22 protein-coding genes, 4 tRNA genes and 2 rRNA genes (1 of these 28 running past the window's edge) are annotated in these 24528 nt (G+C 54.3%); all 28 read right to left on the bottom strand.

Features of this window, described 5'->3' with window-relative positions; genetic code table 11:
* Position 1 precedes the first annotated feature (1 nt).
* Positions 2 to 277, bottom strand: a complete 276-nt coding sequence (rpsS, locus tag ACA061_RS24025) for a 30S ribosomal protein S19 (RefSeq protein WP_003228731.1) — start codon at positions 275 to 277, stop codon at positions 2 to 4.
* A 16-nt stretch (positions 278 to 293) separates the two neighbouring features.
* A complete protein-coding gene (rplB, locus tag ACA061_RS24030) occupies positions 294 to 1118 on the bottom strand; it encodes a 50S ribosomal protein L2 (protein ID WP_042561342.1) in 825 nt (274 codons plus the stop codon).
* Positions 1119 to 1132: 14 nt separating this feature from the next.
* A complete protein-coding gene (gene rplW, locus ACA061_RS24035; protein ID WP_002555488.1) occupies positions 1133 to 1432 on the bottom strand; it encodes a 50S ribosomal protein L23 in 300 nt (99 codons plus the stop codon).
* Positions 1429 to 2031, bottom strand: coding sequence for a 50S ribosomal protein L4 (rplD, locus tag ACA061_RS24040; RefSeq protein ID WP_150602056.1), 603 nt, complete (start codon positions 2029 to 2031; stop codon positions 1429 to 1431). Before rplD ends, rplW begins: the two co-directional genes overlap by 4 nt.
* 12 nt (positions 2032 to 2043) lie before the next feature.
* Positions 2044 to 2679 carry a 50S ribosomal protein L3 gene (gene rplC / locus ACA061_RS24045; protein WP_007253310.1) on the bottom strand — a complete coding sequence of 212 codons (636 nt, stop codon included), beginning with the start codon at positions 2677 to 2679 and terminating at the stop codon, positions 2044 to 2046.
* Between the two features lie 80 nt (positions 2680 to 2759).
* Positions 2760 to 3071, bottom strand: a complete 312-nt coding sequence (gene rpsJ, locus ACA061_RS24050; RefSeq protein WP_003186070.1) for a 30S ribosomal protein S10 — start codon at positions 3069 to 3071, stop codon at positions 2760 to 2762.
* 154 nt (positions 3072 to 3225) lie between these two features.
* On the bottom strand, positions 3226 to 4419 hold the full coding sequence (tuf, locus tag ACA061_RS24055) for an elongation factor Tu (protein ID WP_042561343.1): 1194 nt from the start codon (positions 4417 to 4419) through the stop codon (positions 3226 to 3228).
* 31 nt (positions 4420 to 4450) lie between these two features.
* Positions 4451 to 6556, bottom strand: coding sequence for an elongation factor G (fusA, locus tag ACA061_RS24060; protein ID WP_150602055.1), 2106 nt, complete (start codon positions 6554 to 6556; stop codon positions 4451 to 4453).
* Between the two features lie 30 nt (positions 6557 to 6586).
* Complete coding sequence (gene rpsG, locus ACA061_RS24065) at positions 6587 to 7060, bottom strand: 30S ribosomal protein S7 (RefSeq protein ID WP_007916467.1); 474 nt, start codon at positions 7058 to 7060, stop codon at positions 6587 to 6589.
* Between the two features lie 107 nt (positions 7061 to 7167).
* Positions 7168 to 7539 carry a 30S ribosomal protein S12 gene (gene rpsL / locus ACA061_RS24070; protein WP_003186084.1) on the bottom strand — a complete coding sequence of 124 codons (372 nt, stop codon included), beginning with the start codon at positions 7537 to 7539 and terminating at the stop codon, positions 7168 to 7170.
* A 216-nt stretch (positions 7540 to 7755) separates the two neighbouring features.
* A complete protein-coding gene (gene rpoC / locus ACA061_RS24075) occupies positions 7756 to 11955 on the bottom strand; it encodes a DNA-directed RNA polymerase subunit beta' (RefSeq protein ID WP_150602054.1) in 4200 nt (1399 codons plus the stop codon).
* A 64-nt stretch (positions 11956 to 12019) separates the two neighbouring features.
* On the bottom strand, positions 12020 to 16093 hold the full coding sequence (rpoB, locus tag ACA061_RS24080; protein WP_042561346.1) for a DNA-directed RNA polymerase subunit beta: 4074 nt from the start codon (positions 16091 to 16093) through the stop codon (positions 12020 to 12022).
* 220 nt (positions 16094 to 16313) lie between these two features.
* Positions 16314 to 16679 (bottom strand): 50S ribosomal protein L7/L12, encoded by a 366-nt coding sequence (gene rplL / locus ACA061_RS24085; protein ID WP_150602053.1) that lies wholly within the window; start codon positions 16677 to 16679, stop codon positions 16314 to 16316.
* 78 nt (positions 16680 to 16757) lie between these two features.
* A complete protein-coding gene (gene rplJ / locus ACA061_RS24090; RefSeq protein ID WP_007916479.1) occupies positions 16758 to 17258 on the bottom strand; it encodes a 50S ribosomal protein L10 in 501 nt (166 codons plus the stop codon).
* 198 nt (positions 17259 to 17456) lie between these two features.
* On the bottom strand, positions 17457 to 18152 hold the full coding sequence (rplA, locus tag ACA061_RS24095; protein ID WP_042561348.1) for a 50S ribosomal protein L1: 696 nt from the start codon (positions 18150 to 18152) through the stop codon (positions 17457 to 17459).
* A complete protein-coding gene (gene rplK, locus ACA061_RS24100; RefSeq protein WP_042561349.1) occupies positions 18152 to 18583 on the bottom strand; it encodes a 50S ribosomal protein L11 in 432 nt (143 codons plus the stop codon). The genes rplA and rplK overlap by 1 nt, the downstream gene beginning before the upstream one ends.
* A 117-nt stretch (positions 18584 to 18700) precedes the next feature.
* Entirely contained in the window at positions 18701 to 19234 is a 534-nt protein-coding gene (nusG, locus tag ACA061_RS24105) for a transcription termination/antitermination protein NusG (RefSeq protein ID WP_007916492.1), read from the bottom strand.
* Between the two features lie 9 nt (positions 19235 to 19243).
* A complete protein-coding gene (gene secE / locus ACA061_RS24110) occupies positions 19244 to 19612 on the bottom strand; it encodes a preprotein translocase subunit SecE (protein ID WP_064589465.1) in 369 nt (122 codons plus the stop codon).
* A 45-nt stretch (positions 19613 to 19657) separates the two neighbouring features.
* Positions 19658 to 19733, bottom strand: a tRNA-Trp gene (locus ACA061_RS24115).
* A 53-nt stretch (positions 19734 to 19786) separates the two neighbouring features.
* Entirely contained in the window at positions 19787 to 20980 is a 1194-nt protein-coding gene (gene tuf / locus ACA061_RS24120; RefSeq protein WP_150602052.1) for an elongation factor Tu, read from the bottom strand.
* An 84-nt stretch (positions 20981 to 21064) separates the two neighbouring features.
* Positions 21065 to 21140, bottom strand: a tRNA-Thr gene (locus ACA061_RS24125).
* 26 nt (positions 21141 to 21166) lie between these two features.
* Positions 21167 to 21240, bottom strand: a tRNA-Gly gene (locus ACA061_RS24130).
* Between the two features lie 25 nt (positions 21241 to 21265).
* Positions 21266 to 21350, bottom strand: a tRNA-Tyr gene (locus ACA061_RS24135).
* Positions 21351 to 21494: 144 nt separating this feature from the next.
* Positions 21495 to 21932 (bottom strand): hypothetical protein, encoded by a 438-nt coding sequence (locus ACA061_RS24140; RefSeq protein WP_210555703.1) that lies wholly within the window; start codon positions 21930 to 21932, stop codon positions 21495 to 21497.
* Positions 21933 to 21939: 7 nt separating this feature from the next.
* Entirely contained in the window at positions 21940 to 22692 is a 753-nt protein-coding gene (locus ACA061_RS24145; protein ID WP_497300158.1) for a pantothenate kinase, read from the bottom strand.
* A complete protein-coding gene (gene birA / locus ACA061_RS24150) occupies positions 22682 to 23635 on the bottom strand; it encodes a bifunctional biotin--[acetyl-CoA-carboxylase] ligase/biotin operon repressor BirA (protein WP_210555705.1) in 954 nt (317 codons plus the stop codon). Before birA ends, ACA061_RS24145 begins: the two co-directional genes overlap by 11 nt.
* A 132-nt stretch (positions 23636 to 23767) precedes the next feature.
* Positions 23768 to 23883, bottom strand: a 5S ribosomal RNA gene (rrf, locus tag ACA061_RS24155).
* Positions 23884 to 24040: 157 nt separating this feature from the next.
* A 23S ribosomal RNA gene (locus ACA061_RS24160) occupies positions 24041 to 24528 on the bottom strand; it runs 2406 nt beyond the window's last position.

Raw genomic sequence — 24528 nt, forward strand, 5'->3', positions numbered from 1 at the left:
CTTAACGCTTGGCTTTCTTGTCTGCCACGTGCCCACGATAAGTGCGGGTACCGGCAAACTCGCCCAGTTTGTGGCCGACCATGTCTTCGTTAACGAGAACTGGGACGTGTTGACGACCGTTGTGTACTGCGATGGTCAGACCGACCATTTGTGGCAGGATCATAGAACGACGCGACCAAGTCTTAATTGGTTTGCGATCGTTCTTTTCCGCCGCCACTTCGATCTTCTTCAGTAGGTGAAGATCAATAAAAGGACCTTTTTTCAGAGAACGTGGCACTGTCGTATCCCTCTATTTACTTGCGACGACGGACGATCATTTTGTCGGTACGCTTATTACCACGAGTCTTCGCGCCCTTAGTCGGGAAGCCCCATGGCGATACCGGATGACGACCACCAGAGGTACGACCTTCACCACCACCATGTGGGTGGTCAACCGGGTTCATGGCAACACCACGAACGGTTGGGCGAACGCCACGCCAGCGTTTGGCACCAGCTTTACCCAGCGAACGCAGGCTGTGCTCGGAGTTCGAGACTTCGCCCAGGGTCGCACGGCATTCAGCCAGGACTTTACGCATCTCACCGGAGCGAAGACGCAGGGTAACGTACACGCCTTCACGAGCGATCAGCTGTGCCGAAGCACCAGCGGAACGAGCGATCTGCGCGCCTTTACCTGGCTTCAATTCGATGCCGTGTACGGTGCTACCAACTGGAATGCTGCGCAGTTGCAACTGGTTGCCCGGCTTGATCGGAGCCAAAGCACCCGAAATCAGCTGGTCGCCAGCGCTCACGCCTTTAGGGGCGATGATGTAACGGCGTTCGCCGTCTGCGTACAACATAAGAGCAATGTGAGCAGTACGGTTTGGATCGTATTCGATACGCTCAACAGTGGCTGGAATGCCATCTTTGTCGTTGCGACGGAAGTCGACCATACGGTAATGCTGCTTATGACCACCACCGATATGACGGGTAGTAATACGGCCATTGTTGTTACGACCACCAGTCTTCGATTTTTTCTCGAGCAGCGGTGCGTGAGGAGCGCCTTTATGCAGCTCCTGGTTGACCACCTTGACCACAAAACGGCGGCCAGGGGAAGTCGGTTTGCATTTAACGATTGCCATGATGCACCCCTTCCTTACTCAGCACTGCTGCTGAAATCGAGATCTTGGCCTGGCTGAAGGGAGATAACTGCCTTCTTCCAGTCATTGCGCTTGCCCAGACCGCGAGCCGTGCGCTTGCTCTTACCCAGAACGTTCAGGGTAGTAACACGCTCAACTTTCACGCTGAACAGGCTTTCGACGGCCTTCTTGATTTCCAGCTTGGTTGCGTCAGTTGCAACCTTGAAAACGAACTGGCCTTTCTTGTCAGCCAGAACCGTAGCCTTTTCGGAAACGTGCGGGCCAAGCAGAACTTTAAATACGCGTTCCTGGTTCATCCCAGCAGCTCCTCGAATTTCTTCACGGCCGACACGGTGATCAACACCTTGTCGTATGCGATCAGACTAACTGGATCGGAACCTTGAACGTCACGTACATCTACGTGCGGCAGGTTACGAGCAGCCAGGTACAGGTTCTGATCAACAGCGTCCGACACGATGAGAACATCGGTCAGGCTCATGTTGTTCAGCTTGCCCAGCAGATCTTTGGTTTTTGGAGTTTCAACAGCGAAATCCTGAACCACGATCAGACGATCAGTACGCACCAGCTCAGCAAGGATGGAACGCATTGCTGCGCGATACATCTTCTTGTTCAGCTTCTGGGAGTGATCCTGTGGACGAGCTGCGAAAGTGGTACCGCCGCCACGCCAGATTGGGCTACGGATAGTACCGGCACGAGCACGGCCAGTACCTTTCTGACGCCATGGGCGCTTACCGCCACCACGAACGTCGGAACGGGTCTTTTGCTGCTTGCTACCTTGACGGCCGCCGGCCATGTAGGCCACGACTGCTTGGTGAACCAGCGTCTCGTTGAATTCGCCGCCAAATGTCAGTTCGGAAACTTCGATCGCTTGAGCGTCATTTACATTTAATTGCATGTCAGCTTCCCCTTAACCGCGAGCCTTGGCTGCTGGACGTACAACCAGATTGCCGCCAGTAGCGCCAGGAACAGCGCCCTTGACCAACAACAGATTGCGTTCAGCGTCCACGCGCACTACTTCCAGGGACTGCACGGTCACGCGCTCAGCGCCCATATGACCGGACATTTTTTTGCCCTTGAATACACGACCAGGAGTCTGGCACTGGCCGATAGAGCCTGGGACGCGGTGGGATACGGAGTTACCGTGGGTGTTATCTTGCCCGCGGAAATTCCAACGCTTGATCGTACCCTGGAAGCCTTTACCCTTGGACTGACCGGTTACATCAACCAGTTGACCAGCGGCGAAGATTTCAGCGTTGATCAGATCGCCAGCCTGGTAGTCGCCTTCTTCAAGACGGAACTCCATGACAGTGCGACCAGCGGCAACGTTCGCCTTAGCGAAGTGGCCAGCCTGAGCTGCTGTAACGCGCGAAGCACGACGCTCGCCTACAGTGACTTGCACTGCACGATAGCCATCGGTCTCTTCAGTTTTGAACTGGGTGACGCGATTCGGTTCGATCTCAATGACCGTGACCGGAATGGAGACACCTTCTTCGGTGAAAATACGGGTCATACCGCATTTACGACCGACTACACCAATAGTCATGTTGTAAACCTCATGAGTGTACGGGGCTTTCACCCGCTATGGCCGCCCATTTCAGAGCGTTACACGACTAAGACCGAGTCTTAGCCGAGGCTGATCTGTACTTCCACACCGGCCGCAAGATCAAGCTTCATAAGCGCATCAACGGTTTTATCCGTTGGCTGGACGATGTCCAGAACGCGCTTATGAGTACGGATCTCGTACTGGTCACGCGCGTCTTTGTTGACGTGCGGAGAGACCAGAACGGTGAACCGCTCTTTACGGGTAGGCAGTGGAATTGGACCACGCACTTGAGCACCAGTACGTTTCGCGGTTTCCACGATTTCCTGGGTGGATTGGTCGATCAGGCGATGGTCAAAAGCCTTCAACCTGATACGGATTTGCTGATTTTGCATTGGATTTCAGACTCCGGCTGCTATTCCCACCGAGCGCAATACGCCCGTTAAAAGGAGGCGCAATTCTATAGACGCCCCAGATAGGTGTCAACCCAATAAAAAAAGCCCCCGCTAAGCGGAGGCTTTTTTCAATTCATCATTTAACTCAAAAGAGTTAGGCGATGATTTTGGCTACGACGCCAGCGCCGACGGTACGACCGCCTTCACGGATAGCGAAACGCAGACCATCTTCCATTGCGATGGTTTTGATCAGGGTGACAACCATTTTGATGTTGTCGCCTGGCATTACCATTTCAACGCCTTCCGGCAGTTCGCAGTTACCGGTCACGTCAGTGGTCCGGAAGTAGAACTGTGGACGGTAGCCTTTGAAGAACGGAGTGTGACGACCGCCTTCTTCTTTGCTCAACACGTACACTTCAGCTTCGAAGGTAGTGTGCGGCTTAACCGAACCGGGCTTAACCAGAACCTGGCCACGCTCTACGTCGTCACGCTTGGTGCCGCGCAGCAGCACGCCGCAGTTCTCGCCAGCACGACCTTCGTCGAGCAGCTTACGGAACATTTCAACACCGGTGCAGGTGGTGACGGTAGTGTCACGCAGACCAACGATTTCCAGTGGATCCTGAACGCGAACGATACCGCGCTCGATACGACCAGTCACAACAGTACCGCGACCCGAGATCGAGAATACGTCTTCGATTGGCATCAGGAACGGCTTGTCGATTACGCGAACTGGATCCGGAATGTAGGTATCCAGAGTCTCAACCAGCTTACGAACGGCAGTGGTGCCCATTTCGTTGTCGTCTTTGCCTTCCAGAGCCATACGAGCCGAACCGATGATGATCGGAGTGTCGTCGCCTGGGAAGTCATAGGTGGACAGCAGGTCGCGAACTTCCATCTCAACCAGTTCCAGCAGCTCAGCGTCGTCTACCAGGTCAGCCTTGTTCAGGAAAACCACGATGTACGGAACGCCAACCTGACGGGACAGCAGGATGTGCTCACGGGTTTGTGGCATCGGACCATCAGCGGCCGAGCAAACCAGGATTGCGCCGTCCATCTGAGCAGCACCGGTGATCATGTTCTTCACATAGTCAGCGTGACCTGGGCAGTCAACGTGAGCGTAGTGACGGATCAGCGAGTTGTATTCAACGTGCGCAGTGTTGATGGTGATACCACGAGCTTTTTCTTCTGGTGCGCTGTCGATCTTGTCGAAGTCAACGATTGCGGAACCGAAAACTTCGGAGCAAACGCGAGTCAGAGCAGCAGTCAGAGTGGTTTTACCGTGGTCAACGTGACCGATTGTGCCAACGTTGACGTGCGGTAGGGAACGATCAAATTTTTCTTTAGCCACGACAATTAACTCCTAGCCTAAAGGGGCTGAATCAGCCTTGTTTTTTGGTAACAGACTCGACGATGTGCGACGGGGCTGTATCGTATTTTTTGAATTCCATAGAGTAGCTTGCGCGACCCTGGGACATGGAACGAACGTCGGTCGCATAACCGAACATTTCACCCAGCGGAACTTCAGCACGAATTACTTTGCCGGAGACCGTGTCTTCCATACCCTGAATCATGCCGCGACGACGGTTAAGGTCGCCCATGACATCACCCATATAGTCTTCAGGCGTAACAACCTCTACAGCCATGATCGGCTCGAGCAACTCACCACCACCCTTCTGGGCCAGTTGCTTGGTCGCCATGGAAGCAGCCACTTTAAACGCCATCTCGTTGGAGTCGACGTCGTGGTAAGAACCATCGAACACGGTAGCCTTCAGGCCGATCAGCGGATAACCGGCAACAACGCCGTTCTTCATCTGCTCTTCGATACCCTTCTGGATAGCCGGGATGTATTCCTTAGGAACCACACCACCTACTACTTCGTTCACGAATTGCAGACCTTCCTGACCTTCGTCAGCAGGAGCAAAACGAATCCAGCAGTGACCGAACTGGCCACGACCGCCGGACTGGCGAACGAACTTGCCTTCGATTTCGCAGTTCTTCGTGATGCGCTCACGATAGGAAACCTGAGGCTTGCCGATGTTGGCTTCGACGTTGAACTCACGGCGCATCCGATCAACCAGGATGTCCAGGTGCAGCTCGCCCATGCCGGAGATGATCGTTTGACCAGTCTCTTCATCAGTCTTAACGCGGAAAGATGGATCTTCCTGAGCAAGCTTGCCCAGAGCGATACCCATTTTTTCCTGGTCATCCTTGGTCTTAGGCTCTACGGCAACCGAAATAACCGGCTCCGGGAAGTCCATACGAACCAGAATGATTGGCTTGTCAGCGTTGCAGAGGGTTTCACCAGTGGTGACGTCCTTCATGCCGATCAGGGCCGCGATGTCACCAGCGCGTACTTCCTTGATCTCTTCACGGGCGTTTGCGTGCATTTGCACCATACGACCCACGCGCTCTTTCTTGCCTTTAACCGAGTTGATCACGCCGTCGCCGGAGTTCAACACACCCGAGTAAACACGGACGAAGGTCAAAGTACCCACGAATGGGTCAGTAGCGATCTTGAACGCCAGAGCCGAGAACGGCTCCGAATCGTCTGCGTGACGCTCCAGCTCGATTTCCTCGTTATCAGGGTCAGTGCCCTTGATAGCAGGAATATCGGTTGGCGCAGGCAGGAAGTCGATAACGGCGTCGAGAACCAGGGGAACACCCTTGTTCTTGAAGGAAGAACCGCAAACAGCCAGAACGATTTCGCCGGCGATAGTACGCTGACGCAAAGCAGCTTTGATCTCTTCGATCGTCAGCTCTTCGCCTTCCAGGTACTTGTTCATCAGCTCTTCGTTGGCTTCGGCAGCAGCCTGAACCATGTTGTCGCGCCATTCGGCAGCCAATTCCTGCATATCTTCAGGAATAGGCTTACGAACAGGAACCATACCTTTATCAGCATCATTCCAGTACACAGCTTCCATGTTGATCAGGTCGATCTGACCCTGGAAGTTGTCTTCTGAACCGATAGCCAACTGGATTGGCACCGGAGTGTGGCCCAGACGCTTTTTGATCTGTTCGATCACGCGCAGGAAGTTCGCACCAGCACGGTCCATCTTGTTTACGTAAACAAGACGTGGAACACCGTATTTGTTGGCTTGACGCCATACGGTTTCCGACTGAGGCTCAACACCCGAAGTACCGCAGAACACAACGACAGCGCCGTCGAGTACGCGCAGGGAACGCTCAACTTCAATGGTGAAGTCTACGTGGCCCGGGGTATCGATTACGTTGAAGCGATGCTCGTCTTTGTACTGCTTAGCAGAACCTTTCCAGAAGGCGGTAATGGCAGCAGAAGTAATGGTAATACCACGCTCCTGCTCCTGAACCATCCAGTCTGTGGTCGCGGCGCCGTCATGCACCTCGCCCATTTTGTGACTTTTGCCAGTGTAAAAAAGGACGCGCTCGGTGGTGGTGGTTTTACCAGCATCCACGTGAGCGACGATACCGATGTTACGGTAGCGACTAATCGGAGTAGTACGAGCCATAAAGCCCTCGCAAAATTAGTGAAGCTAAAATTAGAAGCGGTAGTGCGAGAAAGCTTTGTTGGCTTCTGCCATACGGTGCACGTCTTCACGCTTCTTAACAGCAGCACCTTTACCTTCAGCAGCATCCAGCAGCTCGCCAGCCAAACGCAGAGCCATAGACTTCTCGCCACGCTTACGTGCGAAGTCTACCAACCAGCGCATTGCCAGAGCGTTACGACGGGAAGGACGAACCTCGACCGGAACCTGGTAAGTAGCACCACCAACGCGGCGCGACTTCACTTCGACCAGCGGAGCGATGGCGTCGAGTGCTTTTTCGAAGAGTTCCAGGGGATCGGTGCCAGCCTTACGGGTCGCAACGGTTTCCAGGGCACCATAAACGATACGCTCGGCAACGGCTTTCTTGCCGCTTTCCATAACGTGGTTCATGAATTTGGCGAGGATCTGGCTTCCGTATTTCGGATCGTCCAGAATCTCACGCTTTGCTGCTACGCGACGTCTTGGCATGATAAGCCCTCAAGCGGTCTTCAGGTTAGCTCGGGACAGATCCAAAGGATGCGTGCCCGACCTTACTCTTATCGACTCAATAAAATAAAAATCTGCAAAACGGCCGATTACTTCGGACGCTTGGTACCGTACTTCGAACGACCCTGGTTACGACCTTTAACGCCGGAAGTATCCAAAGAACCGCGAACGGTGTGGTAACGAACACCTGGCAAGTCTTTTACACGACCGCCACGGATCAGTACGACGCTGTGCTCTTGCAGGTTGTGGCCTTCACCGCCGATGTACGAGGAAACCTCGAAACCGTTGGTCAGACGCACACGGCATACTTTACGCAGTGCCGAGTTAGGTTTTTTCGGCGTGGTGGTATACACACGGGTGCATACGCCACGACGTTGCGGGCAGTTCTGCAGCGCAGGCACGTCGGATTTCTCGACGATACGCTTACGCGGCTGACGTACCAGCTGGTTGATAGTTGCCATCTACTAGCTCCACTGTTGTCTTGCGACGCTATTGTCTTGCAAGAAAAGCAAAATGGCAGGAACGAATTCCCGCCAAATTTAGGGGTACAAGAGTCTAAAGAGGATCTTGTCCCCAGTCAAGGCAAGGCCCCGACCTCCCCACTCATCGAACCTCGACAATTTGTCTCGATTCGATGAACGGCGCGATCAGGGCCTTACGCTCATATATCGCAGAACTCAGTTACCGCTCGAGTTCAGCGCTTCGGTCAGTGCAGCTTCCACTTCACTGGCGCTTACGCGCAACGGCTTGTCTGCTTCACGACGACGCTTGCGCTCGCTGTGATATGCCAGACCGGTACCGGCCGGGATCAGACGACCCACGACTACGTTTTCTTTCAGGCCGCGCAGGTAATCGCGCTTGCCGGTGACGGCTGCTTCGGTCAGTACGCGGGTGGTTTCCTGGAAGGAAGCCGCCGAGATGAACGATTCGGTCGACAACGACGCCTTGGTGATACCCAGCAGAACGCGAGTGAACTTGGAGACAAATTTGTCATCCGCGCCCAGACGCTCGTTCTCTACCAGTACGTGAGTCAATTCCATCTGGTCGCCCTTGATGAAAGTGGAATCGCCGGATTCAGCGATTTCAACCTTACGCAGCATCTGACGCAGAATGGTCTCGATGTGCTTGTCGTTGATCTTCACGCCTTGCAGACGGTAAACGTCCTGGATCTCGTTAACAATGTACTTGGCCAGCGCGCTCACACCCAGCAGACGCAGGATGTCGTGCGGATCGCTTGGACCGTCGGAGATAACTTCGCCGCGGTTTACCTGTTCGCCTTCAAACACGTTCAGGTGACGCCACTTCGGAATCAGCTCTTCGTACGGATCAGTACCATCGTTCGGGGTAATAACCAGACGGCGCTTGCCCTTGGTCTCTTTACCGAACGCGATGGTGCCGCTGACTTCAGCCAGAATCGACGCTTCTTTCGGACGACGGGCTTCGAACAAGTCGGCAACACGCGGCAGACCACCGGTGATGTCGCGGGTTTTCGAAGTTTCTTGCGGGATACGAGCGATAACATCACCGATCGCAATCTTCGCACCATCCGCAACACCGACCAGGGCGTTGGCTGGCAGGAAGTACTGAGCGATAACGTCAGTGCCTGGCAGCAACAAATCCTTGCCGTTGTCGTCGACCATCTTCACAGCCGGGCGAATTTCTTTGCCGGCAGCTGGACGATCTTTCGCGTCGAGTACTTCAATGTTGGTCATACCGGTCAATTCGTCAGTCTGACGCTTGATCGTGATGCCTTCTTCCATGCCCACGTAGGTCACGGTACCTTTCATTTCGGTAACGATCGGGTGAGTGTGCGGATCCCACTTGGCCACGATTGCGCCAGCGTCGACCTTGTCACCCTCTTTAACCGAAATCACAGCACCGTACGGCAGCTTGTAACGCTCGCGCTCACGACCGAAGTCATCAGCGATTGCCAGCTCACCGGAACGGGACACAGCAACCAGGTGACCATCCACTCGCTCAACGTGCTTCAGGTTGTGCAGACGGACGGTACCGCCATTCTTCACCTGAACGCTGTCGGCTGCGGAAGTACGGCTTGCCGCACCACCGATGTGGAACGTACGCATTGTCAGCTGGGTACCCGGCTCACCGATGGACTGGGCAGCGATAACGCCGACCGCTTCACCGATGTTCACCTGGTGACCACGAGCCAGATCACGGCCGTAGCACTTGGCACAAATGCCATAGCGGGTTTCGCAGCTGATCGGCGAACGCACGATCACTTCATCGATGCTGTTCAGCTCGATGAACTCGACCCACTTCTCGTCTACCAGAGTGCCAGCAGGAACGATAACGTCCTCGGTACCCGGCTTGAATACGTCACGGGCAATAACACGACCCAATACGCGCTCACCCAACGGCTCTACAACGTCACCGCCTTCAATGTGCGGAGTCATCAACAGACCGTGTTCGGTGCCGCAATCGATCTCGGTTACAACCAGATCCTGCGCCACGTCTACCAGACGACGAGTCAGGTAACCGGAGTTCGCAGTTTTCAACGCGGTATCCGCCAGACCTTTACGAGCACCGTGAGTGGAGATGAAGTACTGAAGTACGCTCAAACCTTCACGGAAGTTCGCAGTAATCGGCGTTTCAATGATGGAACCGTCCGGCTTGGCCATCAGACCACGCATACCGGCCAGCTGACGAATCTGTGCTGCGGAACCCCGCGCACCCGAGTCAGCCATCATGTACATCGAGTTGAAAGATTCCTGGTCGACTTCGACGCCATGACGGTCGATGACTTTCTCTTTCGAGAGGTTGGCCATCATCGCCTTGGAGACTTCGTCGTTCGCTTTCGACCAAAGGTCGATCACTTTGTTGTACTTCTCGCCCTGGGTTACCAGGCCGGAGGCGTACTGGCTCTCGATCTCTTTCACTTCGTCGGTGGCAGCACCGATGATGCGGGCTTTTTCATCCGGGATAACGAAGTCGTTAACACCGATGGAAACGCCGGAGATGGTCGAGTAAGCGAAACCGGTGTACATCAACTGGTCAGCGAAGATCACGGTCTCTTTCAAACCAACCACGCGGTAGCACTGGTTGATCAGCTTGGAGATCGCCTTTTTCTTCATCGGCAAGTTGACGACGTCGTAAGACAGACCTTTTGGCACAACCTGGAACAGCAGCGCACGGCCGACGGTAGTGTCGACGATACGAGTACCGCTCACGCTGTTGCCGTCACGGTCGTTGACGGTTTCGTTGATACGTACTTTAACCTTGGCGTGCAGTGCGGCTTCGCCGGCACGGAACACACGGTCAACTTCCTGCAGATCCGCAAACACACGACCTTCGCCCTTGGCGTTGATCGCTTCACGAGTCATGTAGTACAGACCCAATACAACGTCCTGCGAAGGAACGATGATTGGCTCACCGTTGGCTGGCGACAGAATGTTGTTGGTCGACATCATCAACGCACGCGCTTCCAACTGAGCTTCCAGTGTCAGCGGTACGTGCACGGCCATTTGGTCGCCGTCGAAGTCGGCGTTGTACGCGGCGCAGACCAGAGGGTGCAGCTGAATAGCCTTACCTTCGATCAATACCGGTTCAAACGCCTGGATACCCAGACGGTGAAGGGTCGGTGCACGGTTGAGGAGAACCGGGTGTTCACGGATCACTTCAGCGAGAACGTCCCAAACCTCTGGCAGTTCGCGCTCGACCATTTTCTTGGCCGCTTTGATGGTGGTCGCGAGACCACGCATTTCAAGCTTGCCAAAAATGAACGGTTTGAACAGCTCGAGAGCCATCTTCTTCGGCAGACCGCACTGGTGCAGACGCAGGGTCGGGCCTACGGTAATTACCGAACGACCGGAGTAGTCAACACGCTTACCGAGCAAGTTCTGACGGAAACGACCTTGCTTACCCTTGATCATGTCAGCCAGGGATTTCAGAGGACGCTTGTTCGAACCGGTGATAGCGCGGCCACGACGACCGTTGTCGAGCAGTGCATCGACAGCTTCCTGCAACATACGCTTTTCGTTGCGCACGATGATGTCCGGAGCGGACAGATCGAGCAGACGCTTCAAGCGGTTGTTACGGTTGATCACTCGACGATACAGATCGTTGAGGTCGGAAGTCGCGAAACGACCGCCATCCAGCGGGACCAGTGGACGCAGATCTGGCGGCAGAACCGGCAGAACGGTCAGCACCATCCACTCTGGAAGGTTGCCGGAACCCTGGAAGGCTTCCATCAACTTCAGACGCTTGGACAGCTTCTTGATCTTGGTTTCGGAGTTGGTTTGCGGAATTTCTTCACGCAGACGGCCAATCTCGTGTTCCAGGTCGATAGCGTGCAGCAGTTCGCGGACAGCCTCGGCACCCATGCGGGCGTCAAAATCGTCACCGAACTCTTCCAGCGCTTCGAAGTACTGCTCGTCGTTCAGCAACTGACCTTTTTCAAGGGTGGTCATGCCCGGGTCGATAACGACATAGCTCTCGAAGTAGAGAACGCGTTCGATATCACGCAGGGTCATGTCCATCAGCAAACCGATACGCGACGGCAGCGATTTCAGGAACCAGATGTGGGCAACCGGCGAAGCCAGTTCGATGTGCGCCATGCGCTCACGACGAACCTTGGCCAGTGCAACTTCAACGCCGCACTTCTCGCAAATCACACCACGATGCTTCAAGCGCTTGTACTTACCGCACAGGCACTCGTAATCCTTTACCGGGCCAAAGATCTTGGCGCAGAACAGACCGTCACGCTCAGGTTTGAACGTACGGTAGTTGATGGTTTCCGGCTTTTTAACTTCACCGAACGACCATGAGCGGATCATCTCAGGCGAGGCCAATCCAATACGGATGGCGTCGAACTCTTCGACTTGACCCTGGTTTTTCAGCAAATTCAGTAGGTCTTTCAAGGCCTTTCCTCCTGGCGGAGCAGAGAGCGGGCAATCCTGCCCCGCTCTCGATTCGCGTCACGTGTTATTCGGTTTCCAGATCGATATCGATGCCGAGGGAACGAATTTCCTTGATCAACACGTTGAAGGACTCGGGCATGCCCGGCTCCATACGGTGATCGCCATCCACGATGTTTTTGTACATCTTGGTACGGCCGTTCACATCGTCCGACTTCACTGTGAGCATTTCTTGCAGAGTGTAAGCAGCACCGTAAGCTTCCAGTGCCCAGACCTCCATCTCCCCGAAACGCTGACCACCGAACTGTGCCTTACCACCCAGCGGCTGCTGGGTAACCAGGCTGTACGAACCGGTAGAACGAGCGTGCATCTTGTCGTCTACCAAGTGGTTCAGCTTCAGCATGTACATGTAGCCAACGGTAACTGGACGCTCGAACTTGTTGCCGGTACGGCCGTCAGTCAGCTGCATCTGGCCGCTTTCCGGCAGGTCTGCCAGTTTCAGCATGGCCTTGATTTCGCTTTCCTTGGCGCCGTCGAACACTGGGGTGGCCATTGGAACACCGCCACGCAGGTTCTTCGCCAGATCCAGGATTTCCTGATCGGAGAAGCTATCCAGATCTTCGTTACGACCGCCGATCTGGTTGTAGATCTCGTCCAGGAAAGTACGCAGTTCTGCGACTTTACGCTGCTCTTCGATCATACGGTTGATCTTCTCGCCCAGACCTTTGGCCGCGAGGCCCAGGTGGGTTTCGAGGATCTGACCAACGTTCATACGCGAAGGTACGCCCAGTGGGTTGAGGACGACGTCGACCGGGGTGCCATTGGCATCGTGCGGCATGTCTTCAACCGGCATGATCACGGAGACCACACCTTTGTTACCGTGACGACCGGCCATCTTGTCGCCCGGCTGGATGCGACGACGGATTGCCAGGTAAACCTTGACGATTTTCAGCACGCCTGGAGCCAGGTCATCGCCCTGCTGCAGTTTGCGCTTCTTGTCTTCGAACTTGTCGTCCAGCAGACGGCGACGATCAACGATGTAGGCCTGAGCCTTCTCGAGCTGCTCGTTCAGAGCATCTTCAGCCATGCGCAGTTTGAACCACTGACCATGCTCAAGACCGTCGAGAACTTCGTCGGTGATGTCCTGACCTTTCTTCAGACCTGCGCCGCCTTCAGCCTTGTGGCCTACCAGAGCGGAACGCAGACGTTCGAAAGTCGCGCCTTCAACGATACGGAACTCTTCGTTCAGATCCTTGCGGATCTCGTCCAGCTGAGTCTTCTCGATCGACAGGGCACGAGCATCACGCTCAACGCCGTCACGAGTGAAGACCTGTACGTCGATGACAGTACCTTTGGTACCGGTAGGAACACGCAGGGAGGTGTCTTTAACGTCGCTGGCTTTTTCACCGAAGATTGCACGCAGCAGTTTTTCTTCCGGAGTCAGTTGGGTCTCGCCTTTCGGAGTGACCTTACCTACCAGGATGTCGCCTGCGCCAACTTCAGCACCTACGTAAACGATGCCTGCTTCGTCCAGCTTGTTCAGTGCAGCTTCACCCACGTTAGGGATGTCCGCAGTGATTTCCTCTGGCCCAAGCTTGGTGTCACGCGCCACACAGGTCAGTTCCTGAATGTGGATCGTGGTGAAGCGATCTTCTTGAACAACTCGTTCCGACAAGCAGATGGAGTCTTCGAAGTTGTAACCGTTCCAGGCCATGAACGCGATGCGCATGTTCTGACCCAGTGCCAGCTCACCCATATCGGTGGACGGACCATCAGCCATGATGTCGCTACGCTGAACCCGATCACCTTTACGCACCAGCGGACGCTGGTTGATGCAGGTGTTCTGGTTGGAGCGGGTGTACTTGGTCAGGTTGTAGATGTCGACACCAGCTTCGCCGGTTTCAACTTCGTCATCAGCAACACGAACCACAATACGGCTGGCATCAACGGAGTCGATCACGCCGCCACGACGAGCCACGACGCAAACGCCGGAGTCACGAGCTACGTTACGCTCCATGCCGGTACCTACCAGCGGCTTGTCAGCGCGCAGAGTTGGTACAGCTTGACGCTGCATGTTCGAACCCATCAACGCACGGTTGGCGTCATCGTGCTCGAGGAACGGGATCAGCGACGCTGCAACCGAAACTACCTGCTTCGGCGAAACGTCCATCAAGGTGACTTCTTCAGGCGCCTTGACGGTGAATTCGTTCAAGTGACGAACAGCTACCAGCTCGTCGATCAGCATTTTCTTGTCGTTCATCGCGGCCGAAGCCTGAGCGATCACGTGATCAGCTTCTTCGATGGCGGACAGGAACACGATCTCGTCGGTAACCAATGCGTCTTTCACCACGCGGTACGGGCTTTCCAGGAAGCCGTACTGGTTGGTGCGCGCATAGGCGGCCAAGGAGTTGATCAGACCAATGTTCGGACCTTCCGGCGTTTCGATCGGGCAAACACGACCGTAGTGCGTCGGGTGTACGTCACGAACCTCAAAGCCGGCGCGCTCACGAGTCAGACCGCCAGGGCCGAGTGCAGACACACGACGCTTGTGGGTGATCTCGGACAGCGGGTTGTTCTGGTCCATGAACTGAGACAGCTGGCTGGAACCGAAGAACTCTTTCACCGCCGCAGCCACTGGCTTGGCGTTGATCAGGTCTTGCGGCATCAGGCCTTCGCTTTCAGCCATCGACAGACGCTCTTTGACCGCACGCTCAACACGCACCAGGCCAACGCGGAACTGGTTCTCGGCCATTTCGCCTACGCAGCGAACACGACGGTTACCCAGGTGGTCGATGTCATCGACGATGCCTTTACCGTTACGGATGTCGACCAGAGTCTTCAGTACCGCGACGATGTCTTCCTTGCACAGCACGCCCGAACCTTCGATTTCGGTACGACCGATACGACGGTTGAACTTCATCCGGCCGACCGCAGACAGGTCATAACGCTCAGGGCTGAAGAACAGGTTGTTGAACAGGGTTTCGGCAGCGTCTTTGGTTGGCGGCTCGCCTGGACGCATCATGCGATAGATCTCGACCAGCGCTTCCAATTGGTTGCTGGTGGAGTCGATCTTCAGCGTGTCAGAAACGAACGGACCGCAGTCGATGTCGTTGGTGTACAGGGTCTCGATGCGAACAACCTGAGCCTTTGCGATTTTGCCGAGGATCTCAACGTTCAGCTCGGTATTGCACTCAGCCAGGATTTCGCCAGTGGCTGGATGCACGATGACCTTGGCGGTGGTGCGACCGAGGACGTAGTCCAGAGGCACTTCCAGCGTCTTGATGCCGGCTTTTTCGATCTGGTTGATGTGGCGCGCAGTAATACGACGACCCGCTTCAACGATGACCTTGCCTTTTTCATCCTGGATATCCAGAACGGCAATTTCACCACGCAGACGCGATGCAATCAGTTCCAGGCTGAGGGTTTCGCCGCTCAGGTGGAATACGTTGGTGGTGTAGAACGCGTCCAGTACTTCTTCGGTGGTATAACCGAGCGCGCGCAGCAGTACCGATGCCGGCAGCTTGCGACGACGGTCGATACGCACGAATACGCAGTCTTTCGGGTCGAACTCGAAGTCCAGCCACGAACCGCGGTAAGGAATGATACGCGCGGAGTACAACAGTTTGCCGGAGCTATGCGTCTTGCCGCGGTCGTGGTCGAAGAACACGCCCGGGGAACGGTGCAGCTGGGAAACGATTACACGCTCGGTACCGTTGATTACGAAGGTACCGTTCTCAGTCATCAGGGGGATTTCACCCATGTAGACTTCTTGCTCTTTGATGTCCTTGATCGCTTTGTTCGACGATTCTTTGTCGAAAATGATCAGGCGCACTTTTACCCGCAAAGGTACGGCGAAAGTTACACCGCGCAATACGCATTCTTTGACATCAAATGCCGGTTCGCCCAGGCGATAACCGACGTACTCCAGCGCAGCATTGCCGGAGTAGCTGATGATCGGGAAAACGGATTTGAAGGCCGCATGCAGGCCCACGTCGCGGAACTGATCTTTAGTCGCTCCCGCTTGCAAGAATTCACGATACGAATCCAGCTGGATGGCCAGGAGGTAAGGCACATCCATGACGTCCGGCAACTTGCTAAAGTCCTTGCGGATACGTTTTTTCTCAGTATATGAGTAAGCCATCAGCGTTCCCCAGCTTGGTCACCTGCTTGTTTGGCCCCTCCCGACGGGAGCAGCCAGAAAATCGTGCAAACCCCATGGTTTGCTCCACCGCATCGGGTGGTTACAGCTCGTTACCAGCACCGACCCAGTCGGCTGCCAATAACGGAAAAAGGCCGGTGGCAAGAGCCACCAGCCATCAGCCTGTCGCTTGACGCTCGGGCTGGAGGAGCAAAGTCGATGCTTACTTCAGCTCGACTTTAGCGCCTGCTTCTTCCAGCTTCTTCTTGGCGTCTTCAGCAGCTTCTTTCGAAACGCCTTCCAGAACAACCTGAGGAGCGCCGTCTACTTTCTCTTTGGCTTCTTTCAGGCCCAGACCGGTCAGTTCGCGAACTGCTTTAATGGCGTTTACTTTCTTCTCGCCAGCTTCCAGCAGAACAACGTTGAACTCGGTTTGCTCTTCAACAACAGCGGCAGCAGCAGCTGGACCAGCAGAAGCAGCGGCAGCGGATACGCCGAACTTCTCTTCCATTGCCTTGATCAGCTCAACGATTTCCAGAACCGATTTTTCGCCGATTGCTTCGATGATTTGTTCGTTAGTCAGAGACATGACTTATTTCCTGAATTGGGGGACAGCCTGTAGGCCATCGAAATAAACAAAAATACGCGAGAGTTGAAACGCTGAGCCTTAAGCTGCAGCTGCTTCTTTCTGGTCGCGAAGTGCCGCCAGAGTACGAGCCAATTTGCTGGTAGCGCCTTGAATCACGCTCATCAGCTGAGAAATTGCTTCGTCACGGGTCGGCAGGCTTGCCAGCACGTCGATCTGATTAGCTGCGAGGAACTTGCCCTCGAACGCAGCTGCCTTGATCTCGAACTTATCCTGACCTTTGGCAAATTCCTTGAACAAACGGGCAGCAGCGCCAGGATGTTCGTTGGAGAATGCAATCAAGGTCGGGCCGGTGAACACGTCGTTGAGAACACTGTATTCAGTGTCAGCAACAGCGCGCTTGAGCAGGGTGTTACGTACAACACGTACGTAAACGCCAGCTTCACGAGCCTCTTTACGGAGTCCGGTCATTGCGCCTACTGTTACGCCACGTGCATCAACCACGACAGCGGACAGAGCGACTTTGGCAGCCTCGTTGACTTCAGCGACGATGGCCTTCTTGTCTTCGAGATTAATTGCCACGGGTTTAACTCCTGCTTGTTACCGTTTCATTCGATCGAAACCGAATGTCGTTTTGGTGTCTGATTCGGTAAGGAACCGGGAGCACCATCTGCGTAGGCTTATGGTTTAAGACTTGCGTCGCCTACGGTCTTGGATAGCCCCCGCCAGGCAGGGACCCCAATCTTTCAACTGGCGCGAATAACCGCGCCAATTTTTGTCTTACGCGTCCAGCGAGCTCTGATCAATGATCAGACCTGGGCCCATAGTGGTGCTCAGGGTAACGCGCTTGACGTAGATACCTTTCGAAGAAGCTGGCTTGATACGCTTCAGATCAGCGATCAGGGCTTCAACGTTTTCCTTCAGCTTGACGGCATCGAAGCCCATCTTGCCAACGGAAGTGTGAATGATGCCGTTTTTGTCAGTGCGATAACGAACCTGACCAGCTTTTGCGTTCTTAACCGCAGTAGCTACGTCTGGAGTTACAGTACCAACCTTAGGGTTAGGCATCAGACCACGTGGACCAAGGATCTGACCCAACTGACCTACAACGCGCATGGCATCCGGGGATGCGATCACTACGTCATAGTTCAGGTCGCCGCCTTTCATTTCGGCAGCCAGGTCGTCCATACCTACACGGTCAGCGCCGGCAGCCAGAGCGGCCTCAGCAGCAGGACCTTGGGTGAACACAGCAACGCGAACGGTCTTGCCAGTGCCGTGTGGCAGCACAGTAGCGCTACGAACAACCTGGTCAGATTTACGCGGGTCTACACCCAGGTTTACAGCAACGTCGAACGACTCGCTGAACTTGACAGTCGACAGCTCAGCCAGCAGAGCAGCGGCGTCTACAATGTTGTAGGCCTTGCCTGCTTCGATTTTGCCGGCGATAGCCTTTTGACGCTTGGTCAGCTTAGCCATTACACACCCTCCACGTTAAGGCCCATGCTACGAGCAGAACCGGCGATAGTACGCACGGCTGCATCCATATCAGCTGCAGTCAGATCCGCGTTTTTGGTTTTCGCGATTTCTTCCAGCTGAGCACGGGTAACAGTGCCAACCTTAACGGTGTTCGGACGAGCGGAACCGCTGGTCAGACCGGCCGCCTTCTTCAGCAAAACCGAAGCAGGGGTGGATTTTGTTTCGAAAGTGAAGCTACGGTCGCTGTAGACAGTGATGATCACTGGAGTCGGCAGACCTGCTTCAATACCCTGAGTACGGGCGTTGAAAGCCTTGCAGAATTCCATGATGTTCACGCCGTGCTGACCCAGAGCAGGACCAACAGGTGGGCTTGGGTTAGCCTGAGCGGCCTTCACTTGCAGCTTGATGTAAGCGGTAATTTTCTTGGCCATGAGGCACTCCAATTACGGGTTCAAACGCCTCGAAAGGCTCCCCGGTTACTTGCGCGTATATCCCAGTGACGACAAAACCCCACAGCCTAAGGCTGCGGGGTTGGGATGCTTGCTCAGTTAGACCTTTTCGACCTGACTGAACTCCAACTCTACCGGAGTAGAGCGACCGAAAATGAGCACCGCCACTTGGATTCGGCTCTTTTCGTAGTTAACTTCTTCAACGACACCATTGAAATCAGCAAATGGACCATCATTGACTCGTACGGTTTCACCTGGCTCGAAGAGAGTCTTCGGCTTAGGCTTGTCGCTACCATCAGCAACACGACGCAGAATTGCTTCTGCCTCTTTATCAGTAATCGGTGCAGGCTTATCAGCAGTACCGCCGATAAAGCCCATCACCCGAGGAGTATCCTTGACCAAGTGCCAAGTACCCTCGTTCATGTCCATCTGTACCAGCACATAGCCTGGAAAGAACTTACGTTCGCTTTTGCGCTTCTGGCCATTACGCATTTCAACCACTTCTTCAGTGGGAACCAGAATTTCGCCGAAGCCATCTTCCATGCCAGCCAGCTTTACTCGCTCAACGAGCGAGCGCATGACATGCTTCTCGTAACCCGAGTAAGCATGCACAACGTACCAACGCTTAGCCACGGGACACCCTTAGCCGACAATCAAGGAAACAAGCCAGCCGAGCAGGGAATCAAGCCCCCACAACAGCAACGCCATAACCAGAACAACAGCCACCACAATCAGGGTGGTCTGCGTGGTTTCTTGGCGAGTTGGCCACACGACTTTACGAATCTCGGTACGAGCTTCCTTAACCAGTACAAAGAAAGACTTGCCCTTCGCAGTCTGCAGGCCTACAAAGGCAGCTACAGCAGCAATGACAAGCAAAGCCAGTACACGGTACAGGATCGGCGAAGCAGCGTAATACTGATTGCCAACAACGCCCACAACCACCAAAGCGACTACTACAAGCCACTTGAGCAGATCGAAGCGAGAGCCTTGTGCTTCAGCCTTAGGAGTCATCTATGAAGATCCTGTGAAAAGAAAGCCAGATACACCGAGTGAATCTGGCAGGTCAGGAGGGAATCGAACCCCCAACCTACGGTTTTGGAGACCGTCGCTCTGCCAATTGAGCTACTGACCTAAAACAAAATCAGGCCGACCATTATGCCGGCCCGAAAAATACATTACAACCGCTTATTCGATGATTTTAGCTACGACACCAGCGCCGACGGTACGACCGCCTTCACGGATAGCGAAACGCAGACCGTCTTCCATAGCGATGGTTTTGATCAGGGTGACAACCATTTTGATGTTGTCGCCTGGCATTACCATTTCAACCCCTTCCGGCAGCTCGCAGTTACCGGTCACGTCAGTGGTCCGGAAGTAGAACTGTGGACGGTAGCCTTTGAAGAACGGAGTGTGACGACCGCCTTCTTCTTTGCTCAGAACATAAACTTCTGCTTCAAACTTGGTGTGCGGCTTAACCGAACCTGGCTTAACCAGAACTTGGCCACGCTCTACGTCGTCACGCTTGGTGCCGCGCAGCAGCACGCCGCAGTTCTCGCCAGCACGACCTTCGTCGAGCAGCTTACGGAACATTTCAACACCAGTGCAGGTGGTTACGGTAGTGTCACGCAGACCAACGATTTCCAGTGGATCCTGAACGCGGACGATACCGCGCTCGATACGACCAGTCACAACAGTACCGCGACCCGAGATCGAGAATACGTCTTCGATTGGCATCAGGAACGGCTTGTCGATTACGCGAACTGGATCCGGAATGTAGGTATCCAGAGTCTCAACCAGCTTACGAACGGCAGTGGTGCCCATTTCGTTGTCGTCTTTGCCTTCCAGAGCCATACGAGCCGAACCGATGATGATCGGAGTGTCGTCGCCTGGGAAGTCATAGGTGGACAGCAGGTCGCGAACTTCCATCTCAACCAGTTCCAGCAGCTCAGCGTCGTCTACCAGGTCAGCCTTGTTCAGGAAAACCACGATGTACGGAACGCCAACCTGACGGGACAGCAGGATGTGCTCACGGGTTTGTGGCATCGGACCATCAGCGGCCGAGCAAACCAGGATTGCGCCGTCCATCTGGGCAGCACCGGTGATCATGTTCTTCACATAGTCAGCGTGACCTGGGCAGTCAACGTGAGCGTAGTGACGGATCAGCGAGTTGTATTCAACGTGCGCGGTATTAATGGTGATACCGCGAGCTTTTTCTTCTGGGGCGCTGTCGATCTTGTCAAAGTCAACGATTGCAGAACCGAAAACTTCGGAGCAAACGCGAGTCAGAGCAGCAGTCAGAGTGGTTTTACCGTGGTCAACGTGACCAATGGTCCCAACGTTGACGTGCGGTAGGGAACGATCAAACTTTTCCTTAGCCATCGATATCACCCCTATCAGAAGAATTAAGCAAACAACAAAAGCCATTAAAACAAAGGCAGATATTTTCATATCTGCCTTGTTATATGGAGCTCTTGAGCGGATTTGAACCGCTGACCTCACCCTTACCAAGGGTGTGCTCTACCAACTGAGCTACAAGAGCGAAACACTTTGCACAACCTGCAAACTTGGAGCGGGTAGCGGGAATCGAACCCGCATCATCAGCTTGGAAGGCTGAGGTTCTACCACTAAACTATACCCGCAGAGCTTGCAGCTCACGCTAAAATCTGGTGGAGGGAGAAGGATTCGAACCTTCGAAGTCGTAGACGTCAGATTTACAGTCTGATCCCTTTGGCCGCTCGGGAACCCCTCCTAATCAGGCCGGCATTCTATACTATGCCAAACCCTTGTCAAGCAATTTCTCATTTAAAAACCTGAGGTTAGCTGCTTTGACATCGCCCTACTTCGTCGACCTTTGAAAGGTCTTCACTGCGGAGCGGGCGCCATTCTATTCAAACTATTCAGCAGGCGCAACCCCCTCACAGCGCATTATCTTATGTTTTAACTCATTGAATTCGTTGGAAAGGTTTTGCAACTGCGCATCCCCCAGCAAACGCTGGCTTTCAGGTGCAATACGCATCCAGAAACCCGCTGCAGGAGAACCCTCAAGCGATGGCTGAGCCTTGATATCCATTTGAGCCAAACGCTCGCCCAGCACCACAACCATCTCCTGACGGGCAAAACCACCGAGATAAAGGCACTGACTTTCAATTCGTTGCGGACCAGACTTCTCCTTGGCGGCCCTTCCACCTTCACTCAGCAGACGAATATCCTGCTGTGAACCTTTGTACAAACTCAGCGGCGTTACGTCCTTTGCCCGCAATGGCGCTTCCTGTTGATGCCAGACGTAATAGAAAATATTGAGAACAAGAAGTAGCAGGAACATCCAACGCATACATACCTCAAGACAAAGGACACGCCACAGCTAAACCGACGAAGACCAGATCTGGAACAAACCTGGCCCCAGGCGCTACGCCTGCAACCAGATCGGCATCACCACCTGTAATAAATACAGTAAAACCCTCCCTCCAGTAGGATCGCGCCATTTCCAACTGGGTAAGCACGAATCCCTTCAGCATCAACGAGCATCCACGCTCTACTGCCTCAACAGTACTTCGCCCCGGCGCCTGGCTTGTCAGTGCGCGCTCAGCGGCAACATCGTCATAGCGAATTTTTCGAGTATGGGTGCGCAACTGGTTACGCATCAACGGCATACCAGGACAAATGAAACCACCAAGATGATCCCCATCTATGGCGATAAAGTCCGCTGTCACTGCCGTACCAAAATCCAGCACGAGACATGGACCTTTTGCCAGATGGAAAGCTCCAAGCATCGCCAACCAGCGATCCAGACCTAGACGCTCGTAATCTTCGTAACCGTTTCTAACACCAGACATTTCACGAGCAGGTTTCGCGCAGATAACCGAAACACCGAAGTCTCGCTCAAGCATCTCAATTAAGGCACCAGTCTCCGCAGCAGTGCGAACACTAACCATGCGACATCTTCTTAGCGACAGCCCACTCAGCGCGCGTAAGCCTTCGCAAAGCGCCAGGTCCGAATCAACCACTCCCTCCGCGACCAAAGCAACAGCCTCAGCACCATTCAGCACTCGCCATTTTATGAAGCTGTTTCCGCAGTCGAGCTCAAGAATCATCACGCAACCTCAGACTGAGCTCACCACCACTAAAGACTTTTTCCACGCCATTCACCTTTAACCGCAGCGCACCCTGGCTATCAATTCCGAGCACAACTCCGTCTATCTGACTGACACCAGCAATCAGGGATACCGAGCGCTCCTGCCACAAATGATTGCCTTCCCATTCCGCTTGGAGAACCGAGAAACCATCCACTTGTTGACGCTCGATGTATGCCTGCAACTGCTCGCTCAACTCGGCTACGAGAACATTGCGATCACAGCTTTTACCAGACTCAAGCCGCATGGACGTCCATTGCTGATCAACCTCTTCTGCGACCTGCATATTCACGTTAATGCCTATCCCCAGAACCACGTGGCAGACATCCGCCGGATCTCCAACCAGCTCTAGCAGGATGCCGGCGATTTTCTTATTACCAACCAGAACATCATTGGGCCACTTCAAACCAGCGCCAGTCACTCCCAGCTTTCGAAGGGTTTGCAAGACCGCCAGCCCAACCACAAGGCTCAGACCCTCAAGCTGGCGCATACCTCCATCGATCCGCAGAACAAGACTGAAATAGAGATTTTCGGCAAACGGGCTAACCCACTTGCGACCTCTGCGCCCACGCCCCGAAGTCTGTCGCTCGGCAAGCACCAAAAAGGGAGCCGCCCGCCCCAAGCCAATGGCGCGCAATGCTTCAGCGTTTGTCGAGTCGGTAGAGTCGAGAACCGTGGCTGGCCAGCGACCCTTTATTCCCGCAATTTTAAGAGGGTCGAGCAACACCAGTGGAGCAGCCAACTGATAGCCACGACCTCGGACTTTGTGAATGGACAGTCCAAGCTCAGCCTCAAGGTGCTGAAGCTGCTTCCATACCGCACTTCGACTAACTCCCAAGGCAGCGCCAAGGTCCTGACCAGAATGGAATCGCCCATCCTTCAGAAGATTCAACAACGTCAACATGCAGGTTTCGCCTCACAATGAGGCCCGAATGATAGCTATGCCCCGGGCTGTTGCATAGAAATCAAGCAGGTACATTTCCTGCGGGCAAAACAAAACCCCAACTGCTTTCGCAATTGGGGTTTCGGAATTTAATCTTGACGATGACCTACTCTCACATGGGGAAACCCCACACTACCATCGGCGATGCATCGTTTCACTGCTGAGTTCGGGATGGGATCAGGTGGTTCCAACGCTCTATGGTCGTCAAGAAATTCGGGTACTGAGTCGTGACCAGTTGGCCTCGCTTCAGCAAATTGGGTATGTGATAGCTTTCGGTGTTTTGTGAACATCGAACTTTCGGTTCGTTTCGTCTTCACACACCGCAATCTGATGCTCTTTCGAGTAGTCAAATTGCTTGGGTGTTATATGGTCAAGCCTCACGGGCAATTAGTATTGGTTAGCTCAACGCCTCACAGCGCTTACACACCCAACCTATCAACGTCGTAGTCTTCGACGGCCCTTCAGGGAACTCAAGGTTCCAGTGAGATCTCATCTTGAGGCAAGTTTCCCGCTTAGATGCTTTCAGCGGTTATCTTTCCCGAACATAGCTACCCGGCAATGCCACTGGCGTGACAACCGGAACACCAGAGGTTCGTCCACTCCGGTCCTCTCGTACTAGGAGCAGCCCCTCTCAAATCTCAAACGTCCACGGCAGATAGGGACCGAACTGTCTCACGACGTTCTAAACCCAGCTCGCGTACCACTTTAAATGGCGAACAGCCATACCCTTGGGACCGGCTTCAGCCCCAGGATGTGATGAGCCGACATCGAGGTGCCAAACACCGCCGTCGATATGAACTCTTGGGCGGTATCAGCCTGTTATCCCCGGAGTACCTTTTATCCGTTGAGCGATG

The sequence above is a fragment of the Pseudomonas sp. LBUM1668 genome, from assembly GCF_059695715.1.

Coding starts and splice junctions, on each gene's coding strand:
- rplB (WP_042561342.1), bottom strand. CDS start 1,118: ATGGCAATCGTTAAATGCAAACCGACTTCCCCTGGCCGCCGTTTTGTG.
- rplW (WP_002555488.1), bottom strand. CDS start 1,432: ATGAACCAGGAACGCGTATTTAAAGTTCTGCTTGGCCCGCACGTTTCC.
- rplD (WP_150602056.1), bottom strand. CDS start 2,031: ATGCAATTAAATGTAAATGACGCTCAAGCGATCGAAGTTTCCGAACTG.
- rplC (WP_007253310.1), bottom strand. CDS start 2,679: ATGACTATTGGTGTAGTCGGTCGTAAATGCGGTATGACCCGTATTTTC.
- rpsJ (WP_003186070.1), bottom strand. CDS start 3,071: ATGCAAAATCAGCAAATCCGTATCAGGTTGAAGGCTTTTGACCATCGC.
- fusA (WP_150602055.1), bottom strand. CDS start 6,556: ATGGCTCGTACTACTCCGATTAGTCGCTACCGTAACATCGGTATCGTC.
- rpsG (WP_007916467.1), bottom strand. CDS start 7,060: ATGCCAAGACGTCGCGTAGCAGCAAAGCGTGAGATTCTGGACGATCCG.
- rpsL (WP_003186084.1), bottom strand. CDS start 7,539: ATGGCAACTATCAACCAGCTGGTACGTCAGCCGCGTAAGCGTATCGTC.
- rpoB (WP_042561346.1), bottom strand. CDS start 16,093: ATGGCTTACTCATATACTGAGAAAAAACGTATCCGCAAGGACTTTAGC.
- rplL (WP_150602053.1), bottom strand. CDS start 16,679: ATGTCTCTGACTAACGAACAAATCATCGAAGCAATCGGCGAAAAATCG.
- rplA (WP_042561348.1), bottom strand. CDS start 18,152: ATGGCTAAGCTGACCAAGCGTCAAAAGGCTATCGCCGGCAAAATCGAA.
- rplK (WP_042561349.1), bottom strand. CDS start 18,583: ATGGCCAAGAAAATTACCGCTTACATCAAGCTGCAAGTGAAGGCCGCT.
- secE (WP_064589465.1), bottom strand. CDS start 19,612: ATGACTCCTAAGGCTGAAGCACAAGGCTCTCGCTTCGATCTGCTCAAG.
- tuf (WP_150602052.1), bottom strand. CDS start 20,980: ATGGCTAAGGAAAAGTTTGATCGTTCCCTACCGCACGTCAACGTTGGG.
- ACA061_RS24140 (WP_210555703.1), bottom strand. CDS start 21,932: ATGCGTTGGATGTTCCTGCTACTTCTTGTTCTCAATATTTTCTATTAC.
- ACA061_RS24145 (WP_497300158.1), bottom strand. CDS start 22,692: ATGATTCTTGAGCTCGACTGCGGAAACAGCTTCATAAAATGGCGAGTG.
- birA (WP_210555705.1), bottom strand. CDS start 23,635: ATGTTGACGTTGTTGAATCTTCTGAAGGATGGGCGATTCCATTCTGGT.